Origin of the sequence: Levilactobacillus yonginensis, assembly GCF_964065165.1 — a bacterium.
Taxonomy (GTDB): Bacteria; Bacillota; Bacilli; order Lactobacillales; family Lactobacillaceae; genus Levilactobacillus; species Levilactobacillus yonginensis_A.
The window spans coordinates 2,042,071-2,066,980 of the sequence record NZ_OZ061549.1 but is presented as its reverse complement, the minus strand read 5'-3'; the positions used below and the strand labels follow the sequence as shown (position 1 = coordinate 2,066,980).

At 49.0% G+C, this 24,910-nt stretch carries 21 protein-coding genes; 9 read left to right on the top strand and 12 right to left on the bottom strand.

All coding sequences use genetic code 11. From position 1 onward, the window contains the following. The first annotated feature begins 100 nt into the window (after positions 1–100). The gene (locus AB3Y94_RS09670; protein WP_367296034.1) at positions 101–1,906 is read left to right on the top strand and encodes a DUF5776 domain-containing protein; all 1,806 of its coding nucleotides are present in this window, start codon (positions 101–103) and stop codon (positions 1,904–1,906) included. Between the two features lie 104 nt (positions 1,907–2,010). On the opposite strand, the gene AB3Y94_RS09665 is transcribed toward AB3Y94_RS09670, so the two are convergent. Both AB3Y94_RS09665 and AB3Y94_RS09660 read right to left on the bottom strand, forming a co-directional pair. Then, positions 2,011–3,534, bottom strand: a complete 1,524-nt coding sequence (locus tag AB3Y94_RS09665; protein ID WP_367296033.1) for an S-layer protein — start codon at positions 3,532–3,534, stop codon at positions 2,011–2,013. A 550-nt stretch (positions 3,535–4,084) separates the two neighbouring features. Next, positions 4,085–5,455: an S-layer protein gene (locus AB3Y94_RS09660; RefSeq protein ID WP_367296032.1), complete on the bottom strand. Its 1,371-nt coding sequence runs from the start codon at positions 5,453–5,455 to the stop codon at positions 4,085–4,087. Positions 5,456–6,356: 901 nt separating this feature from the next. On the opposite strand from AB3Y94_RS09660, the gene AB3Y94_RS09655 reads away from it, so the two are divergent. The 3 genes from AB3Y94_RS09655 to AB3Y94_RS09645 all read left to right on the top strand — a co-directional run bounded on the left by AB3Y94_RS09655 (position 6,357) and on the right by AB3Y94_RS09645 (position 9,906). After that, positions 6,357–7,643, top strand: a complete 1,287-nt coding sequence (locus AB3Y94_RS09655) for a DUF5776 domain-containing protein (RefSeq protein ID WP_367296031.1) — start codon at positions 6,357–6,359, stop codon at positions 7,641–7,643. Between the two features lie 83 nt (positions 7,644–7,726). Continuing rightward, positions 7,727–9,061, top strand: a complete 1,335-nt coding sequence (locus AB3Y94_RS09650) for a DUF5776 domain-containing protein (protein ID WP_367296030.1) — start codon at positions 7,727–7,729, stop codon at positions 9,059–9,061. 98 nt (positions 9,062–9,159) lie between these two features. Then, complete coding sequence (locus AB3Y94_RS09645) at positions 9,160–9,906, top strand: hypothetical protein (protein ID WP_367296029.1); 747 nt, start codon at positions 9,160–9,162, stop codon at positions 9,904–9,906. Between the two features lie 615 nt (positions 9,907–10,521). On the opposite strand, the gene AB3Y94_RS09640 is transcribed toward AB3Y94_RS09645, so the two are convergent. After that, on the bottom strand, positions 10,522–11,736 hold the full coding sequence (locus tag AB3Y94_RS09640; RefSeq protein WP_367296028.1) for a PLP-dependent aminotransferase family protein: 1,215 nt from the start codon (positions 11,734–11,736) through the stop codon (positions 10,522–10,524). An 829-nt stretch (positions 11,737–12,565) separates the two neighbouring features. On the opposite strand from AB3Y94_RS09640, the gene AB3Y94_RS09635 reads away from it, so the two are divergent. After that, positions 12,566–13,474 (top strand): LysR family transcriptional regulator, encoded by a 909-nt coding sequence (locus AB3Y94_RS09635; RefSeq protein ID WP_125683053.1) that lies wholly within the window; start codon positions 12,566–12,568, stop codon positions 13,472–13,474. Positions 13,475–14,137: 663 nt separating this feature from the next. On the opposite strand, the gene AB3Y94_RS09630 is transcribed toward AB3Y94_RS09635, so the two are convergent. The 3 genes from AB3Y94_RS09630 to AB3Y94_RS09620 all read right to left on the bottom strand — a co-directional run bounded on the left by AB3Y94_RS09630 (position 14,138) and on the right by AB3Y94_RS09620 (position 15,289). Further along, positions 14,138–14,392 (bottom strand): DUF2922 family protein, encoded by a 255-nt coding sequence (locus tag AB3Y94_RS09630; RefSeq protein ID WP_125691256.1) that lies wholly within the window; start codon positions 14,390–14,392, stop codon positions 14,138–14,140. A gap of 36 nt (positions 14,393–14,428) precedes the next feature. Next, positions 14,429–14,626, bottom strand: coding sequence for a hypothetical protein (locus AB3Y94_RS09625; RefSeq protein ID WP_125691254.1), 198 nt, complete (start codon positions 14,624–14,626; stop codon positions 14,429–14,431). Between the two features lie 102 nt (positions 14,627–14,728). After that, on the bottom strand, positions 14,729–15,289 hold the full coding sequence (locus tag AB3Y94_RS09620) for a sigma-70 family RNA polymerase sigma factor (protein ID WP_367296027.1): 561 nt from the start codon (positions 15,287–15,289) through the stop codon (positions 14,729–14,731). 324 nt (positions 15,290–15,613) lie between these two features. On the opposite strand from AB3Y94_RS09620, the gene AB3Y94_RS09615 reads away from it, so the two are divergent. Both AB3Y94_RS09615 and AB3Y94_RS09610 read left to right on the top strand, forming a co-directional pair. Further along, entirely contained in the window at positions 15,614–16,720 is a 1,107-nt protein-coding gene (locus AB3Y94_RS09615; RefSeq protein ID WP_367296026.1) for a hypothetical protein, read from the top strand. A 100-nt stretch (positions 16,721–16,820) separates the two neighbouring features. Beyond that, the gene (locus AB3Y94_RS09610; protein WP_367296025.1) at positions 16,821–18,038 is read left to right on the top strand and encodes a hypothetical protein; all 1,218 of its coding nucleotides are present in this window, start codon (positions 16,821–16,823) and stop codon (positions 18,036–18,038) included. A gap of 659 nt (positions 18,039–18,697) precedes the next feature. Here AB3Y94_RS09610 and AB3Y94_RS09605 read toward each other — a convergent pair. The 6 genes from AB3Y94_RS09605 to AB3Y94_RS09580 all read right to left on the bottom strand — a co-directional run bounded on the left by AB3Y94_RS09605 (position 18,698) and on the right by AB3Y94_RS09580 (position 22,701). Beyond that, positions 18,698–19,486 carry a CAP domain-containing protein gene (locus AB3Y94_RS09605; RefSeq protein WP_367296024.1) on the bottom strand — a complete coding sequence of 263 codons (789 nt, stop codon included), beginning with the start codon at positions 19,484–19,486 and terminating at the stop codon, positions 18,698–18,700. Positions 19,487–19,889: 403 nt separating this feature from the next. After that, positions 19,890–20,018, bottom strand: coding sequence for a hypothetical protein (locus AB3Y94_RS09600; protein ID WP_367296023.1), 129 nt, complete (start codon positions 20,016–20,018; stop codon positions 19,890–19,892). Between the two features lie 12 nt (positions 20,019–20,030). Continuing rightward, on the bottom strand, positions 20,031–20,420 hold the full coding sequence (locus AB3Y94_RS09595) for a hypothetical protein (protein WP_367296022.1): 390 nt from the start codon (positions 20,418–20,420) through the stop codon (positions 20,031–20,033). A 274-nt stretch (positions 20,421–20,694) separates the two neighbouring features. Next, positions 20,695–21,087: a hypothetical protein gene (locus AB3Y94_RS09590; RefSeq protein WP_367296021.1), complete on the bottom strand. Its 393-nt coding sequence runs from the start codon at positions 21,085–21,087 to the stop codon at positions 20,695–20,697. A 14-nt stretch (positions 21,088–21,101) separates the two neighbouring features. Next, complete coding sequence (locus tag AB3Y94_RS09585; RefSeq protein WP_367296020.1) at positions 21,102–21,410, bottom strand: hypothetical protein; 309 nt, start codon at positions 21,408–21,410, stop codon at positions 21,102–21,104. Further along, positions 21,403–22,701 (bottom strand): Y-family DNA polymerase, encoded by a 1,299-nt coding sequence (locus AB3Y94_RS09580; protein WP_367296019.1) that lies wholly within the window; start codon positions 22,699–22,701, stop codon positions 21,403–21,405. Before AB3Y94_RS09580 ends, AB3Y94_RS09585 begins: the two co-directional genes overlap by 8 nt. Before the next feature lie 610 nt (positions 22,702–23,311). Here AB3Y94_RS09580 and AB3Y94_RS09575 point away from each other — a divergent pair. Beyond that, positions 23,312–23,986, top strand: coding sequence for a helix-turn-helix domain-containing protein (locus tag AB3Y94_RS09575; RefSeq protein WP_367294845.1), 675 nt, complete (start codon positions 23,312–23,314; stop codon positions 23,984–23,986). Continuing rightward, positions 23,983–24,876 (top strand): IS3 family transposase, encoded by an 894-nt coding sequence (locus tag AB3Y94_RS09570; RefSeq protein WP_367294846.1) that lies wholly within the window; start codon positions 23,983–23,985, stop codon positions 24,874–24,876. The genes AB3Y94_RS09575 and AB3Y94_RS09570 overlap by 4 nt, the downstream gene beginning before the upstream one ends. Positions 24,877–24,910 lie beyond the last annotated feature (34 nt).

Genomic DNA, 24,910 nt, shown 5'->3' with positions numbered 1-24,910 from the left:
TTGTCCACTTTTGCAAATGTGTGGTAGAAATAATGATTATCTTGATGTTATAGTTATTACACACAAAAACCTAATACAAAAAACAAGGAGATGAGATAATATGCGGTGGCATAATGGATTATTAGTTTTAGCAGCAACGGTGGGTGTCGGTTTGGCAGGCAGTACTTGGAGTGAAGCACAGACGGTGACGGCGAAAGCAGCACCATATACGTTTACTTTACAACCGGTTGATAAGGACGATACAGCACACAAGGTGGTTGAATCGGACGAATTAAAGATTACAGTTGACGATGAAAAATTCCCTGACGAAGCAACCTATAGCGATTTGATAAAACAAGCTGAAAAGGCAGCTCCATTTTACGCTCCGCTTAGTTATCGGGAAGCACTTAATTCCTTCTCCTTGTTGAACAATGACCAAATTGGAAATTCTCAACTTTGGGGTAACGAATACAAAGCATGGTCTATTTCAGAACACGGGGCAGGAACCTTTAACCTTGCCAATAAGTTGTACGAAAATTGGAAAAAGGAAAATGATAATAGTGCTCAACGATATACTCTGGATACTACTGGACTTGAAAATGAACTTTCACATGAAATCGGCGAAAACAACTCAACCGTCAACGTTCCTTTTTCAAAGAGTACGGTAAGTATGACTATTAAAGTTCAAACTAAATCTGGTATTACAGTTGGGAACATCGTAGTTCATGGTATGCCTGGTGAAACCATTGACTTGAAACATTCAACTTTAGAAACTGCCTTAAGGCCTTGGAACTGGGGAACTGAAAAATACGTTTTTAGTACTGATACTATCACTTTTGGCGAAGAATCTGATACTAATCAAACCACTTCAATACGGTCTATTCCAGAAAAAGAAGCTCGATCTGCGACAATCAAATACGTTTCTGAAGATAACACCGAAGTTGCTAAAACAAAGGTAATTCGAGGAGATGACAAGTCAAAAGAACAAACAATTACTTCTCCAACTGTTGAAGGCCATACACCAGATCAAGCTAGCGTAACGGTTAATCTTTCAGAACTGGAAATTGGTACTAACCAAGAAATCACCGTAAAATATAAGGCTAACGAAACTGGTGGCGGTGACAATAACGGTGGCGGCAACAACGGTGGCGGCAACAACGGCGGTGGCACTGATACCCCTGGTGGTGGTGACGAAAATGGTGGTGGCACTGACCCAGGTACCGATGTCGATACCGGCAACAACGGTAACGGATCAGGATCCGGCACAGCCGTAACGCCATTCAAGATCTACGGTAAGCAAAAGCTCTACCGGTACACCAACCCAACCTTCCAGAATCACCAACGGGTTCAAACACACGCCAAGAAGACCCGGGCCCACGCCCCAGTCTTCACGGTAGTCAAGAAGACCACTTCTAAGAACGGCGCTGCTCGTTACCAGTTGAGTGATGGCTCTCACGTGACGGCTAACTCCAAGTACGTGGCCAACCTCTACTGGAAGGGTAACAACTACAAGACGCTCCACGTTACCAACCCTAAAGGCGTCAACGTTCACCGTAACACCGGCTTAACCAGCAAGGTTCGTCACATGAAGCAGGGCACGGCTATCAAGGTGGCGAAGGTGGTTAAGGTAGGTCAGACGACCCGTTACCAACTTCCTAACGGTAACTACATTACTGGTAGTAAGAAGTACGTCTCCCCTACTAAGCCAAAGACTGTTCAAAAAGTGAAGGCTAAGACAACGGTCCGAGTCTACAAAGATGTTAACCTGACGAAGGTCGCTAAGACCTACAAGAAGGGCGCAACTATCAAGGTTTCCGGTTGGGACCACTCCCACGGCGACAAGACTCACCGCTCCGGCGTCAAGCGATACAAGGTAGCTGGTGGCTTCATCACTGCCAACAGCAAGTACGTTAAAGTAGTCAAATAGCTTCATCGAAAATCGTCAGGCGACTGGCGATTTTTTATTGCGCCAAAATAAAAAAGGATGACCGCCGGCATGCTCTGCGATCATCCTTAATCATGACTATTGAATTACTTGTCTTGAATCCATGAGTTGTCAGTAGACGTGCTGGTACCAGAAGATGGTACCAAGTTAGCATTCACGAATAACGTCAACGCGTTACCATAACTTACAGCTCGGTTATCGGTAGCAAAATGTTCTGGTGACACCGTGAATTCATAGTGGTATTGCTTGGCAGAGCTATCCAGGTAAGTCTTCTTACCAGAAAGCTTCAGCGCACCCAAACTAGTTTGTAACTTGTCCAAGTTAGCAACAGTTTGACCTGCCTTACCGGTTAACATTTCAGCAACATCCTTAGGAAGCTGTGCCGTTACATCAGCAGCCGTCAGCTTAGTCCCTTGCTTCAAACCATTTTGAACGGATACCTTGTTCGTCGTAACTGTCCCAAGCATCAATTGAAGCTTAGACGTTCCAACACTCTCAACGTTCACGTAAATGGTGTTACCGTAAGTTGCGTTAACAACTAAATCAGCAGCCTTACTAGTTACTCGGTAACCAGCTGGTGCCTTCTTAGCAATGAAGTCTTCCAGCGTAAGTCCAGCAACGTTGGTTGAAGCCTTAACTGCTGGTGCTGTAGCACGAGTCTTCGCAGCTGCAGAGCCTGGCTTAGCCGGAGCTACTGGTGCTGGATTAGTTGGATTTGGTGCTGGAGCAGGAGCTGGTGCTGGCGTTGGTGCAGGTGCTGGCGTCACACTTGAAGCAGTAACTACCTTGTCACCGGCATGCGTCTTAGCAGCAGTCGTAATCCAAACGTTTTGGCCAACAATCTTTGAACCGTCACGGTAGACAACCTTTACGCTGTTATCGTCAGTTGCTGCAGCTTCTGATTCGGTAACAGTCAAGCCACCAAATTCAGTCGTTGCAGCACTTTCATAACCAGTACCAGCGAAGATCCAGCCAGCAACTGAAGGGTTTTGGTCGGAAGTTACATAGTAGTACAATGAGCCTTCCTTAGTCTTAGTTTCTGCCTTAGAAACCGTGAAAGTATCCTTTGAAGTTGCGCCGTACAGGCTAGACTTGTGCGTCTTGTATTCCGTGTACTTAGGTGCAGACCACAGAGCGTTTTTCTTAACGTCCTTCAGGTGGAAGCCCTTTACTCGTGTTGGCAAAGTAGCTTCTTTAACAGTCTTGGCTTCACGGATTCCGCCAGCCAAAGTTCCTTGAACTTTACCACCGTAGATGTAACCACGGTACTTACCGTTCATAGAAACGACCTTGTAGTATACAGTTCCTCGGTTAGTCACTGCCATGTGGTAAGCCCGGAAGTAATCCTTGGAATGCTGTGAACTTGCTAAAGCCTTAACCGTCTTCTTAGATGCAACAACCTTGGCACCCTTAACAGTCCCTGGCTTTGAGTAGATCGCGTTAGTCCCCGTAACTTCCACGTTCTTACTTGCCTTGCCTAAAGCAGACTTAGATACAATCTTGGCCTTAGAAGCAGCATCTGCAGTCGTTGATACTGAAGTTGCCGCAACCGCTCCGAAACTCAGTGCAGCTAACCCCAAGTATAGTGACTTTGCTAAAGTTGATTTCATTGTCTTCTCCCCTAGAAAATATTATGGTTGAACAGCCACCAGTATAGCAAGAACCACCTTCAGAAAGAACACCCTATTTAAAATTCCCTATATCAATCATAATATTGGAATATTTAAACTTATGTATTTAAGCAGTTTCTTACACCCCAGCCAACGATTTCATCGAAAAACAAACTTTAAAACAAATTCCCGAATTATGAGGGCCTTCCTCATAATACAAAATTCTTGATAATACATCAGCCAACAAGTCAACGTTAATCTAAATCAATCTATTTTTTAGTTTCCCCTAGACCATGTTCCAACTTTAACTCCACACTACCTTATCCATCTGGTCCACTTCGATAAGTGCTAAACTTCAAATTGACCACTACTATCTATTGATTTCCGAGTACTAACTCGGCTCATATTCTAGTGATTGAATCTCCTCGGCAGATGTCCTTATGAGTTGGCCATCTGCCTTTTGTGTTTCAATCTGGTATCCTCTTAAAAAGCGCATAAAAAGAGCCATCAAATCAGATCTGATTTGATGGCTCTCAAAGATTAATTAAGCTTAAGCAATCCAGCTACTGTCAGTAGAAGTAGTAGTTGCGGCGCCGTCTTTCAACGTAGCCACGAAGCTAGCCTTCAAAGTGTCGCCGTATGAAGCATTCCGGTTGTCACTCGTGAAGTTAGTTGGGTTGAAAGTGAATTCGTAGTGAACTGGTGCACCACTAGTGGTGTAGTAAGTCTTCGTACCCTTGAAAGTTGAGCTAAAGCCAGAAGCAATAGTCGTCAACTTAGCTGAAGGGATGCTTTCGCCTTTGTTCCCACTCAATGCTGAGATAGCGTCAGCATTCAGAGTAACTGAAGCTTCGCTGGCACTCAGGTTACCAGTAGTTAATGGGCTGCTGATAGAGAATGAACCGTTGTCAACCTTTTCAACGTTCAAGGAAACCTTAGACGTTGCAGCAGCAATCACGTCAACGTACAGCGTGTTACCAAAGGTAGCGTTGCTAGTTGATACTGGTGAAGTCTTCAAAGCGTAACCGCTTGGCAATGAGTTAGCAGCAAAAGTAGCTAAGTCCTTACCCGCAGCGTTCTTGTTAGAAGCTACAGCATCGCCGGCTTTAGTCTTAGCTGCAGTCGTGATGAACGTAGCAGAACCAACTTGGGCACTGTTAGCATCGCGGTAAACAACCTTAACACTGTTGTCGTTAGTTGCGTCTGGTTCAGCAACACCGGTAGTCAAGCCACCAAGAGTCGTCGTTGAGGCGTCCTTGTAGCCGTTACCAGCGTAGATCCAACCAGCAACTGCAGAGTTTTGTTCGTCGGTAACGTAGTAGTACAAGCTACCTTCACGCGTCTTAGTAGCTGCCTTGGAAACCGTAAAGGTATCGGTAGCGTTGGCACCGTACATGCTAACCTTCTTAGCTTTGTATTGGGTGTTGTTAGGAGCAGTCCAAAGCGTGTTCTTCTTGGCGTTTGTCAAACGGAAGCCAGCAGTACGCGTAGGCATCGTTGCACTAGTCAACGTGTCAGCGGATTTAACACCACCAGCAAAGGCAGTGTCAGACTTACCACCGTAAACGTAACCACGGTACTTGCCGTCCATAGTAACTACACGGTAGTAAACTGAACCGCGGTTAGTGGTCTTTACACCGTAAGCACGGAAGTAGTCAGCAGACTTCTTTGAAGAAGCCAACTTAGCCATGGTAGCCTTAGAAGCAACAACCTTAGCACCCTTAACAGTACCTGGCTTAGTGTATAAAGCGTTAGTACCAGTAGCTTCGACGTTACGCTTAGTAGCGTCCGTCTTTAAAACAGAATAGGCACCTGCAGTAGCATATGACTTAGCTGAAGCAGTAGTTGAAACTGCAGCAACGCCGGCAAAGCTTAATGCAGCGAGACCCAAGTAAAGTGATTTCTTTAAACTTGATTGCATAATCTTTCTTCCTCCAAACATAAAATATGTAATTTATCAAGCAAGAATAGTATAACCGAAATTAGCGCTTTTGTTAAGAATTATATTCTTTAAAAGTACTAACTCGTTTGCTATCCCCTAACTACGACTATGATTATAGCTTGATAGTTGCGGGGAAACAAGGATTATGCTCTTTTTGTCGTTGGAATGAAATAATAAGCCGGCTTCTGTAACAGTATTGACATCTTTTTAAAAGCGGTACCAGTTAATGAAAACCTCCTGAAACCTATTGTTTAAGCGATACTTAAACCTTTAAAACCGTTTAAAGCTTAATGCACCTTTAAGGAAGGTCACTTTACTTGCATTTCTTTTCGGCTGGGTCCATACTGCTGTTATCAAAAGAAAGGGGGTGATGCTTTTTGGCAACAGGAAATTGTTACCTTAAAGTAATCGCTTCCGCGGAGAACGGAAACGATTAACTTCTTTAAGGTAAAGGGTCGGCGAAGTCATATTCGTCGGCCCTTTTTGTTTTGCCTTGAATTTGGCTGTTGATGGGCATCCCTGTAGAGAACTATGACCAATTAGGCCCCATTATTACTGGCCAATAGCGCTATTACTTCCTATTAGTGAGACGTCACTTAACGACCAATATCTTCATTGTATGTGGAATACCCCGCGTTAACATGAGAACGTTCTAATTCTCTCACTCCTGTATCCTTGTTGCCGCTTTACTTGTAATTGGACGAACAAGTCCGTTGATCACGGTATTCTCCACTAGCCAGTCGCTTCGTCGACAGGATAAATCACTTATCATATTCATAATTATTTTTCGAGAAAACTCGTTGTCCTTCCCCCGGTCTAACACTATACTCAAGCTATAGGGTTTCATATAATTCTACATATGAAGGGAATTGAGTATTTCATGACATTCAAAAAAATGAGTTTATCAGCTTTGCTCTTCTCAGCTACATTGCTAACTGCTGGTGTTACCGTTCAGACAAATGCAACCGCTTCATCCACTGACACGCCAACGACTCAGGCTACTACCAGCACCAGTGACGCCACTCACGGTATCGTTGACGGTACCCACACTGCTTGGGCTGATTTGCCTGCCGGCACCGTGGCTGTTCTGGGTTCTGCCGCAAACGGCATCCCCACGTACGACGACCACGGCGTACAGAATGGAACAACCCCTGGTCCTGGTGCACAAATTGTCACAAAAATCGCTGTTAATCTTGAACCTGCCAACACTGACAGTTTATTATTACAACTCCAAAACAATCCCACCCAATGGATTAAGCTAAATTCAAAAGTCTATGTTTCCATTGGCGACGACACATTATCCTCCACCGGTGGAAAATCCCCGGTTAACTTTACCGTTAATTTTGTCGATCAAAATGATAAAGCTGTTCAAAACCCCCTAATAATTCCCATTGATTCATACCTTACAGAGGAAGATCCCACAAATCATGTCAACGACTCCATCAAGACTGCCATGACCAGCATTCGTGACGATCTCCCCAAAATGACGTACAACATCGACGGCTACACGCCACGTGCCACTGATCCAGTCACCACTGATGGCGACTACACGACCACGTTCCACTACGTTTCCAAGGAGACGCCAGTCGACCCTGGTACCCCTGGTGGCAACACTGGCAACAACACCAGTAATACCACCAACACCGACAGTAGTTCCAGCTCTTCCAGCAGTGCCTCCTCATCCGCTGACCAATCTAACAATCAACCTGCTCCGGTCAAAAAAGAAGCTGTTTACGCTACCAAGGCAATCGGTCTCTACAAGACACCGACCTTCACCAAAGCTAACCGCCAACACTTCTATAGTAAGCAGTCCCGAACCAACCGGCCCCAATTTATCGTCACGGGGTACGCTCGCTCTAAGAATGGTGTCCTACGCTACCGGGTTCGCGACGTCCACAACGCTAAGCTGACTGGCTACATTACGGCCAACAGTGCTTATGTCACGAATACTTACTACCAGAGCAATCCCAAGACTATCAAAGTTCTGAGTCGCCACGGCATCAACTCCTACAGTCAGGCTAGCCTGAAGGGTAAAGCTCTGAAGCACTATGCCCGCGGCACCAGTCTGAAGGTCAAGGCCGTTAAGTCGTACCACCTGACGAACCGCTTTGTCTTACCCAACGGCCATTACATTTCCGCCAATAAGACGTTAGTCATTAAGAAATAACCGCTTTAATCAAAATTGCTCACGCCAGCTGGTAACTAAATTTAGTTGCTGACTGGCGTGACTCTTAGGAGATGAACTGTGTTATGACAATCAAAAAAATTGGACTTTCAGCTTTACTCTTCTCAGCAGTCTTACTGACTGCCGGCGCTGCAACGCAAGTTCAGGCGCACGCCGCTACTGGGGATTCCACCACCCCCACGACTAAAATCACCGCCGACAGTAGTGACACGGCAACCCATGGGGTCATGCCTGGTACGACTTACGCCGTGTGGACCACAATGCCTGATCGTGCAGGCTATAATAACGTCATAACGCTTACCGCTGACGAAAACACGACCTACCCTATCTTTGACCCACAGGGAGTTAGCCTAGAAGAAGTCCTGAACGGACAAACCTCGTACTCGGTTGATCAACTTCAACTCAGCCTTCAGCCACGCAACCCGAATGACAGTAAAGACTACAACACTGCTGGCTTATTTGCTCGTACCAGCACCTCTGAATGGGTCAAAGTTGCTGGTCCTGATGTCCAGGATATCAGTCTGGATGCTGGGAACAGCACCCTGACCAATAACGATGGTGGTCTCAACCCCACCAACTTTGTAATCAACTTTACCGACCAAAATGGCAAGGACGCTCAGGCACCACTGGTTCTACCAATCAGTACGCCTCAACCTGGTGACCAGCCAAGTGTCCTGGGTAGCGATATGACCGACATGGTGCACACCCTGCAGGCCGACCTCACCCAGACCCACTATGACATTCCTGGTTACACGCTCCGCGACAATGACCCCGTCACTTCCGACGGCTTCACGACCACCATTCACTACATCAAGAACGCTGATCCGGTGAAACCCGGTGGTGGCGGTAACAGTAGTAGCACCAACACCAGTAGTTCGTCCAGCAGTGCGAGTGAATCATCCACGGCAGACAAGCCGGCTACTCAGCCCGTGGCCGTCAAAGGTGAGGCCGTCTACGCCACCAAAGCCATTGGCCTCTATCAGACGCCAAACTTTACTAAGGCCACCCGCAAGCATTTCTACGCCAAGGAAAGTCGGACAAAGCGGCCGCAATTTGTCGTCACCGGTTACGCCCAGAGTAAGAACGGTACCCTGCGTTATAAGGTCCGTGACGTCAACCACACCAAGACAACCGACAAACTCCGCGGCTACATCACGGCAAACAACGCTTACGTCGAAAGCACCTACTATCAATCAACGCCCAAGCGCATCAAAGTGTTAAGTCGCCACGGACTGAACGCTTACAAAACCGCTAGCTTAACTGGCAAGTCGCAACGTCACTACACCCGCGGCACCGTCCTGAAGGTCAAGGCCGTTAAGTCATACCATCTGACGAACCGCTTCGTTTTGCCCAACGGCCACTTCATTTCAGCTAATAAAGTATTGGTAGTTAAAAAATAGTCGGTCATTAACTAATATTTCAAATTCTTTAAAGTGGTGCATTTTGACCACCCTTGACCGGTCTTAGCGTTAAACTAATTAGTAGAGGGAGAATTACCATGAAATCATTAATCGTTTTAGGAACCGTGACGGCGGCTTTAGCTTTCCCACTACTGGTTAGCCAACCAACCACCGCGCACGCTTCTCAATATTCAGCGGCCCGGGCCAATTCCGTTCGCCTAGTTTGGCGGCGAAGTATGAAGGCGCACCAATTCCACACGATGCGTGGGGCCCGTTACTCGAAGCACCTGGGCACGCGCTATGCGTACAACCGGGATAACATTACCTGGGTGACCGATGCGCACGAAAAGTTGTACAACAAGCGCAAGCATACGTCGGCCATTTACTACCACGTTCATACGCTCTACAGCCCACATGGTGGCTGGATTTGGCGCGGCTATTTGACACCGGGTGGCGTTGAACCTAAGGTCAGTCCAGCTGAAGCAGCCCAGGAGAAACAGGAACAGGTTTTGGTCAACGATTTACATAGTCTCTTCCCGGGAACCACTATGGATCAACAGTTAACTAATGATGCCGATCAGATTACCTACCCAACGGACGGTGTCGACGCACAATACGTCACCGCTGGCCCTGGTCAGAAACTAATCAAGTTCTCCTGTCCAGGGACGCCAAGCAACTACCTGAAGACCTACAACAAACTGTTGAAGAAGCAGGGGTACCCGGCAGCTACGCGGGCCCAGTTCAAGGGTTGGCATATTGGAATCAGTGTTCAAACCGATCCCGATTACTACGAAGGTGGTTCTAGCCTTGGCGATGTCGCCATCTTCTTGGAACCAGCTAAGTAGGAACTTTGGCTTAATATGATTTAAAAATAGAATCACCCACACGTTAGTGAACCTTGTTGCCAACGTGTGGGTGATTTTTTGATTACTATCTAAAGTTTGAAAACAGTTATCCAGCCACCTGCGGCCGTCAGAGATTCCGCCTGCTGTGGGGAACGCCTACGGCCTGAGAAGCGGTCCTCCGACTCGGTTTGAAGCCTGGAAAAACCACCAGTCTCCAAACACGTCCCACGCTGTAAGCCGAAAATCGGCTAACACCGTCGACACTGCTGGCTCCACCTCTGACGGCCTCCGGTTAATCGGGTTCTTGGAAACTAAGCTAGCTTAAACACCTGAATGACAGCACTTATTCAATATTTGCCGTTCCCCTAGGTAGCCGAGAATGAATCAAATTTGGCGAACGGTAAGACGGTAACCACTATGTCTGACTTACCCGATCCTGGTTGTATCAGGCACAGTGGGTGTTTCATTGCTTTCAACCTTTACTTACCATGAAGATTGATATCCGAGCGAAAATTTGAATTTGCCGGTCGTTTTGGTGGTGAAGATTTAAAAAAACGGCGATTATTGCAAACTTGGTGGTAATTAGGCTGCTAAGTTTGCCTTTTTACGCTAGGTTTACAGCACCGGTCGTACCTCACGCACCGCCGCCTTGACCTGCTCGCCCAGCCGGCCCATGCCCGCACTGATTTCCGCTGGCGATAAGCCACTGAAGCATAACCGCAAGGAATTATGAACGTCGCGCCCCGGATAAAAGTTCGTACCAGGTACGTAGTTGATGTGGGCCTGAGGAATCACCTGCTGGCTCAGGAGCGCCGCCGCGTCCAGTTCTTCGGGCAAGGTTACCCAGTCGAAGAAACCACCCTCAGGCCGCGTAAAACTAACCTCCTCGGGGAAGTCATTTTCCAGCGCCGCCACCATGGCCGCACACTGTTGGCGGTAGTGGTCCTTCAACACGTTAACGTGCTGGTCTAAATCGTTTTCTTCCATATAATTAGCAATCGCCGCGTGAATCACCCCGTTGGCCTCCAGGTCGCTGGCTAACCGAACCTTCAGGATGGCGTCTAGAATGGACCCATCGGCTACGAGCCAGCCCGTCCGCAGTGCCGGCATTAGAATTTTCGACAAGCTAGACACGAAGATGACGCGGTCCTGCGTATCAAAACTCTTGATGGCGGGTAACGGCAGGTTGGCGTACCCTAGGTCGCGGTACGGCGAGTCCTCTAAAATGATGAAGTCGTAGCGGTTCGCCAATGCCACCAAGGCTTGGCGCTTGGCCACACTCATGGTGATGCCGGTCGGGTTGTGGTAGTCCGGCACCGTGTACAGTAGTTTGATACCAGGATGACGTTTTAAGGTGTCCTCCAGCTCGTCGAGGTCGAGACCGTCCGCTTGGAGGTCGACCGAGTAATACGTCGGCTGGTAGAGGTCAAAGGCCGCCAGTGCCCCCACGTAGGTCGGCACCTCGACCACCATTTCATCGCCGGGGTCGAGCAAGGCCTTCGCGACCAGTTCGATGGCCTGTTGCCCACCGACCGTGACAATCACGTTGTCCGCCGTAGTCGTGACGTGGCCCCACTTCTGAATCCGGGCGACTAGCTTTTCCCGCAGGTCGAGGTTCCCCTGCATTGATTGGTACTGGAAAAGGTGGGCGCCCTGCTGCTCAATGGCGGTGTTGAAGGCCCGCTGCATTTCTTTGACTGGGAAGAGCCGTTCGTTCGGACTCCCCGCCGCAAATGAGATGGCGTGGGGATCGGGGTCATTGACAAACAGCCCACTCAAGGCTGACGGGACATCGGGATTGACGCGCTGTGCTACTAAATTTTTCAACATGACGGTCACACCTTTCTGATCGGCTTACTGACTGGCCGAACCGCTGACTGAAGCTTCCTGACTGCTTACTGGTATGATAGAATATCGGTGACAGAAAGACTCGTTCAACTATCTAGAAATTGCATGAATGGCATTCATCTTTACTAAAGGTTGCTTTTTCTTCCTAAATTTCCGCTTACGGTGGCCAGGGACGCGGGCCGCTGTGGGGACCGGAGAAAGCCCAAAGGCGGTCTTTCTCCTTGACTTGGAGCCTTGGAAATACACCGAGTCTCCAAGCTCATCCCACGGAGTAACTTGGCTTAAACCCACCAAGTAACACCGTCGTCACGGCTAGTCCCCCGCCCCTGACCACCTGCGGCTACATTGGTTGTCAGAATCGACAATTGGTTGGGGGAAGACTGGCCTTCCGCTGAATGACCCATTTATGTAAGTGGTGAACGTGTCAGGCACTCATGCTAATCGGGCCTTAGGTGAATATCTGTCAGCTAAAGTTTGTCATGTTTAATCTATATTTTTAAAAACCCGTGGCAGACTACTATTAATCTAACTAGCAAGATGGTAACGCCGCTACTCGCCACCCGCGGATTCAGAGCGGTGTTATTGTCGGAGGTTGGCTGGGCGGGTGACTGGCAGTGTCGGTGGTGTTAGTTCGGGGGATTTTTCCCGAACTTACAGCACGGGACGAGCTCGAAGACCGCGCGTACTTGACGGGGGCTTCGAGTCGAGGTAAAAGACCGCCCTTTGGCTTTTACCGTTCCCCACAGCCAGTCACCCGCCCGGCCAACCGGAGATCAACCACACACATAAAAATTAAAGGAGGTGGCCGCACATGTTACCTTTTGCGTACCGTGTCTTTCAAGCCATCGTACAGGAACACACTTTTTACCGAGCCGCCCAGACATTGAGCGTGACCCCCTCGGCCATCAGCCACTCCGTCAATCAATTGGAAAAGGAATTAGGCTTCCCACTCTTCATCCGGAACCGGGCTGGCGTTGAGCTGACGCCCGACGGCAAGACCGTCCTGCCCCTGATTCAAGGCGTCATCAACGCCGAGGACCGACTGGAACAGGCCGCTGCCAATATCAACGGGTTAAACGCTGGTTCCGTGCGGCTGGGCGCCTTCTCCTCCGTTTGTATTTCCTGGTTGCCGCCCATCATTCGGCGCTTCAAACAGGACTACCCGGACATTCAAATTAATTTGGAACAGGCGGGCTTCGCGGACATCGCCGCGGCGGTTAAATCCGGTCGCCTTGATTTAGGCTTGTCGGCCCTGCCCGTTTCGGAAAAACTGACGGTCCTACCGCTGGTCAAGGATGAAATCTACTGCATCACGCCGACCGACTTCATCCCCGCCAATCGTACGACGGTGACCGCGGCCGACCTGGTCGACCAAAACTTCATCCTCCAACGCGGCGACTACGATAAGGACACCAAGGCGGCCCTGGATCACTACCAAATTCGGCCCAACGCCATTCGTTTCTCCATTGACGACCAATCCATTCTGGCCATGGTGGACGCCGGAATGGGCATGGGTATTTTGCCCGAGCTGGCGCTACAGAAGGTCACTGGCAACGTCCACGTCTATCCGTTTGATACACAGTTCTATCGGACTATCTGTCTGGTGGTCAACGCGGAACAGGCCAAGGCACCGTCGACGGCCAAGATGATCCGCGCCATCACCGAGTACGTCACCACCGCTTATCCCGATCAGGTGTTGCGTCATCCTCACGTTGGTTAACTGAAATTGTCGTTGGGGCCGGCCGCCTGCGGCTGCCAGTGGCCACGCTGTGGGGCAACCCTAGAGCCCCACTAAACCCGTGGGTCTCTAGGGCGCCTTGACACCTCGCCAACACCGCGAGTTTCCAAGGTCGGCCCATGTTCTAAGCGGTAAACCGCTAAGAACATCGACACTGCGTGACCCCTGACATCCTCCGGCTCAAACTAGTTTGACCAGTTAACCTAGTGGGTGAATATTGACCGATCACGCAAGCGGTCAAGCTACAGTCTAACCAATAGTAAACGGCCACACCCCGGACGGACGCACACCCAACCGTAACTACTATCACCTACACCAATTCCGACCAATCCCCGGCATGGCAAAGGGCCACCAACGCCGCATGGGTGCGCACATGTGAGCAGTGGTTGGCTGGGACGGTGACGGCTGTGTCGGTGGTGTTAGTTCGGGCGCTTGGGTCTTCCCGGACTTACAGCACGGGACGAGCTCGGAGACCGCGCGTATTTTGCGGGGGCTTCGAGTCGAGCCGGGGGACCGTTTCTCAGGCCGCAGGCGTTCCCCACAGCAGACGCCGTCCCAGCCAACCGCTGCGTAATCCAAAGCCCAACAAAAAGCGGCCGCCTCCTCACCGGGAGACGGCCGCTTTTAGGTTGCGTTACGTAGGCGTTAGGCGACCGGGGTAACTGGCGCCACCGGTGGTACGGCCAGTGGATAGATGGTCTGCTTGGTCGTTTCGACCACATCGGCCGTCAACGGTTCGGCGTAAAGGTTCACATCGTCCTTGGCGAACAGCTTGGCCGTGGCAATCTGCGCCATAATAGCCTCAACGTCGGCAGTGGTGAGTTCCGTGTTCACGTACTTCAACCGCAGGTGCTTGATGCGCAGGTCGGAGCCTTTAAAGTTCAATTCTAAGGTTTTCATTTAATAACTTCCTTTCAGTTGGCTGAGGGGCGAGCGTTAGGCAACGGCGTTTTGCGTGTTGACCGTGGCGGAGATGAACGGAATCCCCGTCAACGTGGCCAAGTAGCCACCGAACGCTTCGACTTGTTGCGTGGCTGGGGCGGCGATGGCATTTTGCATGACAATCTTAACGGGGCGGGCGCCTTCGTTGCCAAAGGTAAAGGTAATCGTCGTTTTCTTCCAGTTGTTTTGCATGGTGGTGCTCCCTTCGTGGTGCTGATTTTGGTAAGTGATTGGCCAACCCTTACACTCTTACTAACGAAATCCAAACGGAATTTGTAACCCCCTTTTGGCAAATTAATCCAAAAAGTTATCTGGCGGCGTCAGTGTATGGACCAATCGGCGGAGTAACGACCGTCGCCACTTATAGACGGTATTGCGGCTGACCCCGTGGCGTTGGGCAATCTCATCGGCCGTTAGCTGGTCGACCAGTGTGCCCACTAAAAAGCGCCACTCGCCGGTCTTGCCGGCCCCACCCACTAATTTCAATAAATATTGGCGAAAGTCCGACTGGCCGATGGCGTCTAAAATATCATCGTCGCTGGCCACCGCCGTCAGGAGTTCTTCCTGATCACCGGGTAACTGGCGGTCCACGCGTTTACGCTCCTGCCGTAGCTTATCCAGCAACGCCCAGTATAGTTTCTGCTGTGCGTAGGCCAGAAATTGGTGTGGCTTCTCCTCGGGGTTCTCGGGAAAGGCCACGTAGATCTCTGGAAAGAGGATCCGGGCCTCCTGCAAGTAATCCTCGTAATCCGCACGGTTGGGCCAGATGTGTAGTTGTTTCATAACTGCATATAGAATCGTCTCGTGGTCGCCGTCGTACAAGAACCGGTACGCGGCGGCGTGTGGTGTTTCCATTTTGTGGCATCATCCCTTCAAGTGTGATGTCCACGGCGCCATGGAACACCCCCACTTTACGGGAGTTGCTGGGAATTACCTAACGCTCAGTGGTGGCCAACCGACCCCCGCGTTGATATGAAAAAAATAATCGTTCATTCTAACAATACTGATAAACGGACGTTCGCTTGAAATGGTCTAAATTGCCGCTACCCCGGGATTAGTGGCCGCTTGAACCTTTAACCAACTAAAATTTATTTTATTTTTTCCCACAGAAGCCGGTATTTTGTGGTATAAATGATTATGGAAACGTTTCAAATTTATACATACAGAGGGGTATTTGTCATGAAAAAAGCTGTTTTTCTCGCGGCCGCAGCCTCCGCTGCCCTACTTTTCGGTGGGACGACGACCCTGGCTCACGCCAAGACGTACACCCAACACGGTAACGCGTTGGCCAACTATAACGTCAAGAAGTACAAGACGGTCAATAATAAGAACATGTTCGTTAAGCGCTACTCATTCAAGCAGAGCTACGGCGACATCTTCCAGACCAGTCCAACTAAGATCTCCAGCACCAAGGGGAAGAAAGTCACGTTCAAGTCGAACGTCTTCCTGCCAGTGACCTACAACAAGTCCGCTGACTGGGGCAACCCACAGAGTGAAGTGCTTTCGAAGGATGGCAACACACTCTACGAACTGATCACCACGACATCCCAGAGTACTCGCGGCTGGATTGTGCGGTACAACTTAGGGGCTTTGCGGAGTAAATTTGGCATCAGCACCAGCCACATGGACGCCCTGCGTCGCGCCACTTACGACCACTCCGTTAAGCAGATGAGCAGCAAGGACAAGGCCATCATGAAGTACGTCAAGATTGGGCATAAATTTAACACGGGCCACGGCCAATCACTGGCTATGAACCCTAAGAACGGCCAACTCTGGTTTATCGGCGCGCCCGTTAAGGTCCACTCCAACGTGCAACAAGTTTCAACGAGCTCATTGAAGCCAACCAAGAAGATCAACTTCATGTTGAAGAGTACCGTTACCATGGGCTCTAACCTGACGTTTGATAAGCACGGTAACGCCTACTTCTTCACCTACTCCAATGGTGGCTGGGCTCCTAAGGGCGCCATTAAGATCTACAAGGGGAAGATCAACAGCAAGTCTGTGAAATTCCACTTGGTTATGCAAGGCTTGCGTCATAATCCTGGGACTAAGCCACAGGCAATGTCCTACAACGCCAAGCGTAACCGCCTGTACTTCGTCTCCGACGGCAGCATTTCATCCATCCCCGCTTCTAAGCTGGGTAAGCTGAAGGCTAGCCAAGTTGAGGCCACGAAGTTGAACGGCCATCGTGAATTTGAAGGACTTCAATTTACCAAGAACGGTGCCGGCTACCTGATGAGCAACCGGGGTGCCGAACTGTTGAAGACCACTAGCAACAACTTCTAAGCTTTGATGCTTAGCAGAATCAATTGAAAATTAAATAGTCTGGCTGAGTCTTCAGTCAGACTATTTTAATGCTTATATTCTGTATTTCAGGGGAGAAATTATGATGCATAAATTAGTTAAAACATTGAGCGTGGCTGCTTTACTGGCAGCCGGTATCGGCGGCGGTCTGGTGACCGTTGACGGTTCTGCCAACGCTGCTAAGTTACACACGGTAAAGTGGAATAAGAAGATGAAGATGCACAAGGTGATTCTTAAGCGGAAGGGCTTTACTAAAAAGGCCTATAGCTTTAAGAAAGTTCACGGCAAGAAATTTACCTTCAAGAAAGCCTTTAATCTACGGAACAAAGACTACGAATATACCGTCTACCACGCCACTCGTCATGCTAAAGTAGATAAGACTATCTACTACTACGTCACTGGGTTCAACGGCTACTACTCCGGCAAGCATGCACAAAGCGCCTGGATTGCTAAGAGTTACTTAGAAGGTTTCGAAACGGCCTCTACGCAAACGAAGAAGCGGGCAAATACTGCCACTGCCAAAGCCAAGGCTAAAGCCACTAAGACAACCATTGGTAAAACCACGGCAACCAGCAGTAAGACCAGCTCCAAAACGACCGGCTCTAAAACAAGTAGTTCTAAAACCGCTACTTCCAGCAAATCCGGCTCAATGTACATTGCATCAACTAAACACATTACTTGGTCACAATGGCTGAACTTGCCTGCATTTGGTAAAGAAGGCAACGGCATTACGCTGTACAACGTCGACAACGTTCCTTACGATGAAGACGGTTTCCCATACGTCAGCGACAAGATGGCCAGTGCCTCACCAATCGACCTGAGTCAGCTCAAGTCTGACTTTACTAGCGCTGCCTACGCCGCTATTCCGGACAAGGCCAACACCTGGTATTTGAGCGACAAGAACGCCCTCTACCACCCAACCAATCCGGAAGTCGGCCAAGCTATTCGTGACGCTATGCCAACGGATGACCGGACCACCCACACCAAGCAGTCCGAAGCAGCCGCCGATGGCCGGGTCGCTGATATTTCTTCAAACGTAACCCTGATCGACCACCTCGATGCTGGTGACAGCAAGCAAATCATTATGTGGGCTTCCACCTACGGCAATCCAACCTCAAAGGCCGATCCGATGAATTCCTACACCATCGTCTGCAAGGACAAGTCGATTGCGTCTGCGCCTAGCTCCACCACAACCGGTCGCTTCAACATTACGGGCCACAAGGCTGGCGACACCAGTGTCACCGTTACCAGCGTAAATAACCCGAACCTGTACGAACGGATCGACGTGCACGTGCAATAAACCTTTTTGAAACACAGTGGGACAAGGTAAACTTAAAAATAACAAAGGCGCTGAGATAAAGTCTCGGCGTCTTTGTTTTATTTTGCCGGTCAGCTATCAGCTAAAATTGACCCATTTCATAACAGAAAACTGCTCAAATTAATTTGAGAATGTTATACTTGCCTCGAGATGGGCTTGAACCCATCTGTGAAACACACCATAACTCAATCTCCAACAGGGGGCGTATCGATGCATGCTTGTCGTCGACACGCCCCCTGCTATTTTTTCTTTTAAATTCGAAAGCTTAATGGCCGCCTGCGGCCGCCAGGGTGGGGGTCTGCTGTGGGGAACGCCTGCGGCCAAAGTGCGGTCCTCCGGCTCGACTCAAAGCCCCCGCCAAGAACGCGCGGTCTCTGAGCTCGTCCCGTGCTGTAGGGCCGGACAACCCACCCGGCCCAACACCACCGACACAGCCGGCCCCCACCCTGGCACCCTCCGGCTACGCTAGTTCTTTGCATTACCGATAGCAGGGCGTTGTCAGCTTGGTAATGGCGGGTACGCTCAACAAAATTAGGATATGTGACTAAATAAATAGGCCGAATTTCAGGTAGTCGACAAGCGCTGCGAAGCGCTTGCTAATACCAGAAATTCGGTCTATTAATGTATCTTGATACCTTTACCTAGTTATTGTGAGACAGCAGAACAAATTCATAGAGTTCTTGACCATGCTGCATGCCACCCACACCAACCTTCGTTTGCGCGGGGTTCATCAAATGAGGGATGGCACCGATATCACGCCATCTGTCTGTGATTCGCATCCAAGAAAACGCCATACCTTGCCCCCACTGTGTGCCATTTTCAAAGCCGAGGATTGGGTCCTGTTTACTACTGGTGTAATTATCTTGAATCCAACCAGCATGTGGCGTTCCTTCAACTTTGCCTTCGAACGACTTGCCTTCCTTACGCATCCGATCAGCGTTCTTCTGGGCAATCTTGTCCAGCTTGGCATTTTCCTTCACAGGCTTTGCGCCGTCTTTAGCCCGAAACTCATTAAGCTTCTTCACGAAGGCCTTCCGGTAAGCGGCCACGCTGTACTTGCCGTAACCCCACTTGTTGTAAACGTAAGTTGAAGAAACGTAGCCCTTCGTTTTGCCGTTCTTAGACTTCAAATAATTGTATGTAACTTGTTTGCCATTGGCCTGACGAATCGTGACCTTCTTGGTCGCATAAAACTTGGTATATAAGTATTTGGTCATGTGGTGGGTCTTCTTCGTCAACTTCGTACTTGAATACATCCAGCCCCCGGTGACGTGAACCTTGTGTTTAGACTTATAAGTAGTTGTTTTCAAAACCTTTGCCGCTTTAGACTTAGCCAAAGCAGTGTTAGAGGCACTCGTTATTGTGGTGAGCCCCATTGCGGCGACACTGAGAACCGTGAGCGCTGAAATCATCATCTTTTTTGCTTTCATTCTTGATACCCTCCATTTATGCTAAATTTTTCAAAACTAGCGCTGCCTAAACCAAAAAATGACTGACTTATCACTTTACTTTCTGTGGCCGTGGCCTAGGTTCCAAGATGCTTGCGGGACTCCCCACGAATTAGGTTAAGCTGACTCTCTGACGGTCACCAAGTGCTAACTACCAGCGCTTAGAAAAAGAATTGCCAAAGAACTTCACCCACTAATAGAGTACACCCCATTAAACAAAAAAGGCAATAAGCAAACGGCTTTATTTATTAAGTCGGCAAAATATTTTCTCGCTGGCCAGCTGGCAGTTCTTTCGGCAGTCCTTGAATGCACAAAAAAATCCCACTCATTCAGGACTTGCCTGCCGAATTAACGGTGAGTGGGAGCGGTCGTTTCAGTTATTTATTTATTGCAACTTGTACCAAATTACCCCAATGATTGCTAGAACGGCGAGTCCTAATAGCTCATGCCAACATTCTCGTCGCGTCATTCGCTGAACCGTCAGCTTAACGTGCGGTGTCTCAATTAATTTCATGTCTAGTTACCCCTAACCTAGGTGCTCACGGCCCAAATAGTGAAAATCGGGGTCGCGGCCAATCTTATAACACGCAAAAGCCTTCGTCAGTTCATTGTGAAACGTGACCAAAATAGCTGGTGTGGCCCACGTGGACGCCGCCCAAAAGACGGTATCATCGGGTTCGCGTGGATCATTGGGATAACGGTAATACCCCCACTGTTCATCCCAAATCGTGCCCTGCGTGTTTAACCAATCCTCTGCCAAACCGGCTTGGACGACCGCCATGACATCGTGATTATCTCGAATCAAGGCGGCTATTTTTTCCCAATCCAGTTGCCGGTCATGTTCGCGCGGCAACTGATTCCGCGTTCCCAGCGGCGTGTGACGCAACGTAATCGGTTCAAAATCAATGAAGTCCATGTTATCGCCTTCCCGTTTACGTTCATTCTAGCGCAAATGGGTGGCGTCGGACCACTGCTCAGTCAAATACTCGGCTTAGCTCCATCATACAATCGTTGATAGTCAATTGCGATGGTTATCGTATCTAGGGTCTTATCTAACAAACCACTGCTTAGTTAATTGGATAATAGACTATTAAAAAGGAGACCCAGATATTATCCCAGTCTCCTTTGACTATCCCCGAACATACGTTGTAAAAACGCGTACCACATAAGCTCCCCGCCTAGTGGCCCGCTTAACCCTTCTTCGATTGATTGCTCACACACCGAATCTCTGTCAACGGCAATTCCCGCCAGCGCCCGGACGCCAGCTGAATCACCACGTTATCTTCATGTACCCCTACTACGATGCCATCGACCAACGCCAACGTCTGGTTATCATCCATGACGTTCAGCTGCAGGTGCACGGATTGATGCGTGCGCCACGCTTCCGCCAGTCGCTCACTGACGACTGATAGCGGTTGTTTCGGCAGCGGCTCTTCGACCTGCTCGGCTGCGTGCATTTTTGCTAACGCACTGGTGTGGTCCGAGAGATAGAAGCCGCCCCACTTTAACATGCCCCGGTCATGGTAGTCGCGTTTAAAAAAGCTGTTCACGAGATCATCATCGTGTACTTGGCGAAGAACCATGGGTCGTCACTTCCTTAACGAATCCAGCGTTGGCTCAAGGGCCACCGGACCTGACCAAAATCAACGAAATTTAACGTCAGCTGCGTCCCCTCTTGAACCACCGAGATCACCCGTTCTAACGTTTCTAAGTCCGTCGTCTTGACCGTATGTAACGGAATCGACCGTTCTCGGTGGTCTTTGCGGCGAATGTCCAAAAAGAAATTAAACTCGGCCCCGTACTGATTATTGACCACGTCAATGCGATAGCGACAATGCCACTGTTTGGTAAACAGCGGATCAAGCCTGGTCAAAATAACGGCTGCTTCCTGTCGACAATCAATCAAAACTATTCCCCCCATTATGGCCACCCACCAGCGATGCCCGGCGAATCATGGTACCACCACGCATCAAGCTGCTGGCCGGTACCACCGCGGTCTTCCCAAACCGATCACGCAGATCGTCAATGACCCGGTCAAAGCGATCATTTTTTAGTTGCCGTTCGGGGTCCTGAAAGATGTCCAACTGCAGGCTGCCACTTACACTGAGGCGGGCAAGTCCCACCCCAATGTTGCGGACCGGTTGACCTTCCCAGTATTGCCGGAAGAGTCGCAACAGTTCTGCGATAATGGTTCGCGCATTGTCGGTCGGTGCAATTCGATGCGTATGGTGCAACCCACCCCGACCGTCATCGGCTTGGCCATCCCAAGCAAAGCCGATAAACAAACTGATACTACCAGCCTGCTGCTGATGGTGCCGCATCCGTGAAGTCACCTGTTGTCCAATTTCTCGGATCACTAACTCGATTTCACGCTGGACCTTATAATCCCGCGGTAAAACCTGAGAGTTACTCCAGCTCTTTTCCTTAGCTGGCCGGACCTCTCGTAATTTCGTTCGGTCGATTCCCCAGGATAGGGCAAAGAGCTGTGTCCCAATCAACCCCATCTCGTGGCGTAGCTCATACGGATTCACGTGAGCCAGGTCGTCCATGCTGTGGATGCCCAATCGGTTGAGGTGCGCCGCCGTCCGATGGCCAATGCTCCAAACCTTTTCCAGATTGGTGATCGGCCAGATCCCGTCAGCAAATGATTCGTAGGTTAACCTGCCAATCAGTTCTTTATCGTGTTTGGCTTGCAGGTCTAACGCTAGTTTGGCTTGCACCGGGTTTTCCCCAATTCCCACCGTCGTATAGAGTCCCAGCTCATGCCGTACGGTGAGTTGAATCCGGCGGGCGACCTCTTCTGGCGTGTTCCCAAAAAGCCGCCACGACTTGGTCATATCCAAAATTGATTCATCAATTGAATACGGAAAGAGATCAGCGTCCGCCACAAACCGTCGAAAAATTCGGTTGATGGCCAAATTCTTTTGGATGTACAGATTCATTCGCGGCGGCACCACTAAAATGCGGGGGTCATCCGGCACTTCGTACTGCCGGGAGACGTTGCTGATTCCGAACTCGCGTTTGGCCATCGGCGAAGCTGCTAAGACCAAACCGCTCCCCGTGTTGTCGGCTTCAGACATCACAACCAGAACCGATTCCAACGGATTCAGTCCCCGTTCAACGCTCTCAACACTGGCATAGAACGACTTATTATCAATCATGAGAAACATCCCGTGCGGCTCATTCGAATAATCCATGCCAGCACCCCCTTTCACTTGACTGTCATTATTATACGAACACTTGTTCTCAATTGCAAGCGAACATCGCAAAAAAATTTGAAATTTCAATTAATTTAAATCCACTTCTTAGCGGTTATCTACACAGATACACTTACCCCATAAACGCCGTACTCCTTAAACTAATCCGCTTAGTAAATTCACATGCATTAATAACTATCCTCTTAGAGAAAAATAACAATATTGGTCTAATTTTGGTAGCTTTTGCTATCACCGCGTGTTAGAATGAACTTGTGAAGTTAGCCCTAGTCAACTAGCTTCCTCAACTTTTAAAGCGAAACCGATTTCCGCTGCACTTAAACACAGTGGATTATGGTTTCGCTTTTTTGATAGATATTTTCTTAATTTTTCACCTGATAACTGTCTGTTACGATTTTTTTAATGCGTTACATAGGGGTCGACTGGCCGCCCAAAACATTCAGGGGTAACATGATAATTGTGGCCAATGCATTAATAGTGTAAAACAACTATAACAGCGCAGTGAACTGGGATAACATCCCTGTTATGATCCCTCTGTGGTTGTCAGATGAAATAATATAATTCATCTGACAATGACGGAGGGATTTTTTGTATGCCAAGAGCCAAGTTTAGTGCCATGGAGAAGCTGGCATTGATTAACGAATTTGAGGCTTCGGGACTATCAAGTACAGCCTTTGGAAAAGCAAATGGTTTAGGTGAGCATACGGTGGCTCAGTGGCTAGATCGATACCACCGTGATGGCCTTGATGGACTGAGGGAAGCCAAGAAAAATCATCACTACAGTAGTGCCTTCAAACTACAGGTTATCTATGCCTTTTTGAACGGTGAAGGTTCCGCACAGGAACTAGCTATGAAGTATGGTTTACGTTCATTTTCCCAAGTAATGACTTGGGTTTCCAAGTATAATAGGGACAAAACTGTGACGGCGTCGCCGTCAAGAAAGCAGGTCCCGAAAATGAGTCGAAAAACCACGTGGGAAGAGCGTATTGAAGTCGTTGAATTCATTACCAAACACAAGCACTCATATAGCGAAGCGGCCGAACATTATCAAGTCTCCTATCAGCAGGCTCGTTCATGGGTTATGAAGGCTAAAGATGGCGGATATGAGGTTCTAAGAGACAACCGTGGGCGCCGTAAGGCACAAAAAGAAGTGACCGACCTAGACAAAGCGAATCTACGGATTCGACAATTGGAAGGTCAGGTCGCCGACATGAAACTACTGGAAGAATTTGTAAAAAAATATCAGGAACTTCAGCGCAAGGGGTGAAACAACAACATCGACTGGCATATCGGGCAATCAGCGAGGTCAGTCAAGGGAAACACGGTGCCATCACAAAATTATTGTCATACGTCGGCGTGAGCCGGCAAGCCTACAATAAGTTCCTCCACCGTCAAGAAACGGTCTGGGGCGCTCAAGAAAAGCTACTAGAAGAACGCATCACATATTGGTTTAAACAACATCATCAAGCAATCGGTGCTGGTAAGATTTTATCAAACCTGAACCGAGACGAGCAGATCACCTTTGACGTTACCATTAAGCGAGTCAAACGCATTATGGGTAACCTAGGGATTCGATGCCAGATTCGGGTCAAGAAGCATCATAGAATCAAGGAACAAGAACAGTACATGCAAGATAATCTTTTGAACCAAAATTTTACGGCCACCGCCCCTAATCAGGTTTGGCTGTCCGATTCAACTGAATTATCTTACGGCGTTAATGGGCAGTTCAAAATGCGGTTGAGCGGCGTTTTGGACCTTTACGGACGGGTCTTGATTGCCTCTAACTTAAGTAAAACAGAAACAGCAGATGCCGAAATCGAAGTATTTCGGCGGGCTTTTGAGTACGCTGGTGACGTCAATCCGGTAGTTCATACTGACCGCGGATCGGCTTATACGTCCAAACAATTCAATAACTTTCTGGTCCCCTACGAAGTCACACGCAGTATGTCACGACCGGGTACGCCTTGCGATAACGCGCCAATGGAACGTTGGTGGAATGAGTTCAAGACGCATTGGATGGATCGTCATCCAATGCCCAAAACCTACGAAGAATTTGAAGCGCTGGTAAAGGAAGGAATCCACTACTTCAATCACCTAGATCGCTCACCAGCAAGAAACGACCTCACCCCGGTAGAATACCGGAGTGAGGCCGCTTAGAGACAACATAAAATTATATTATTTCATATGACAA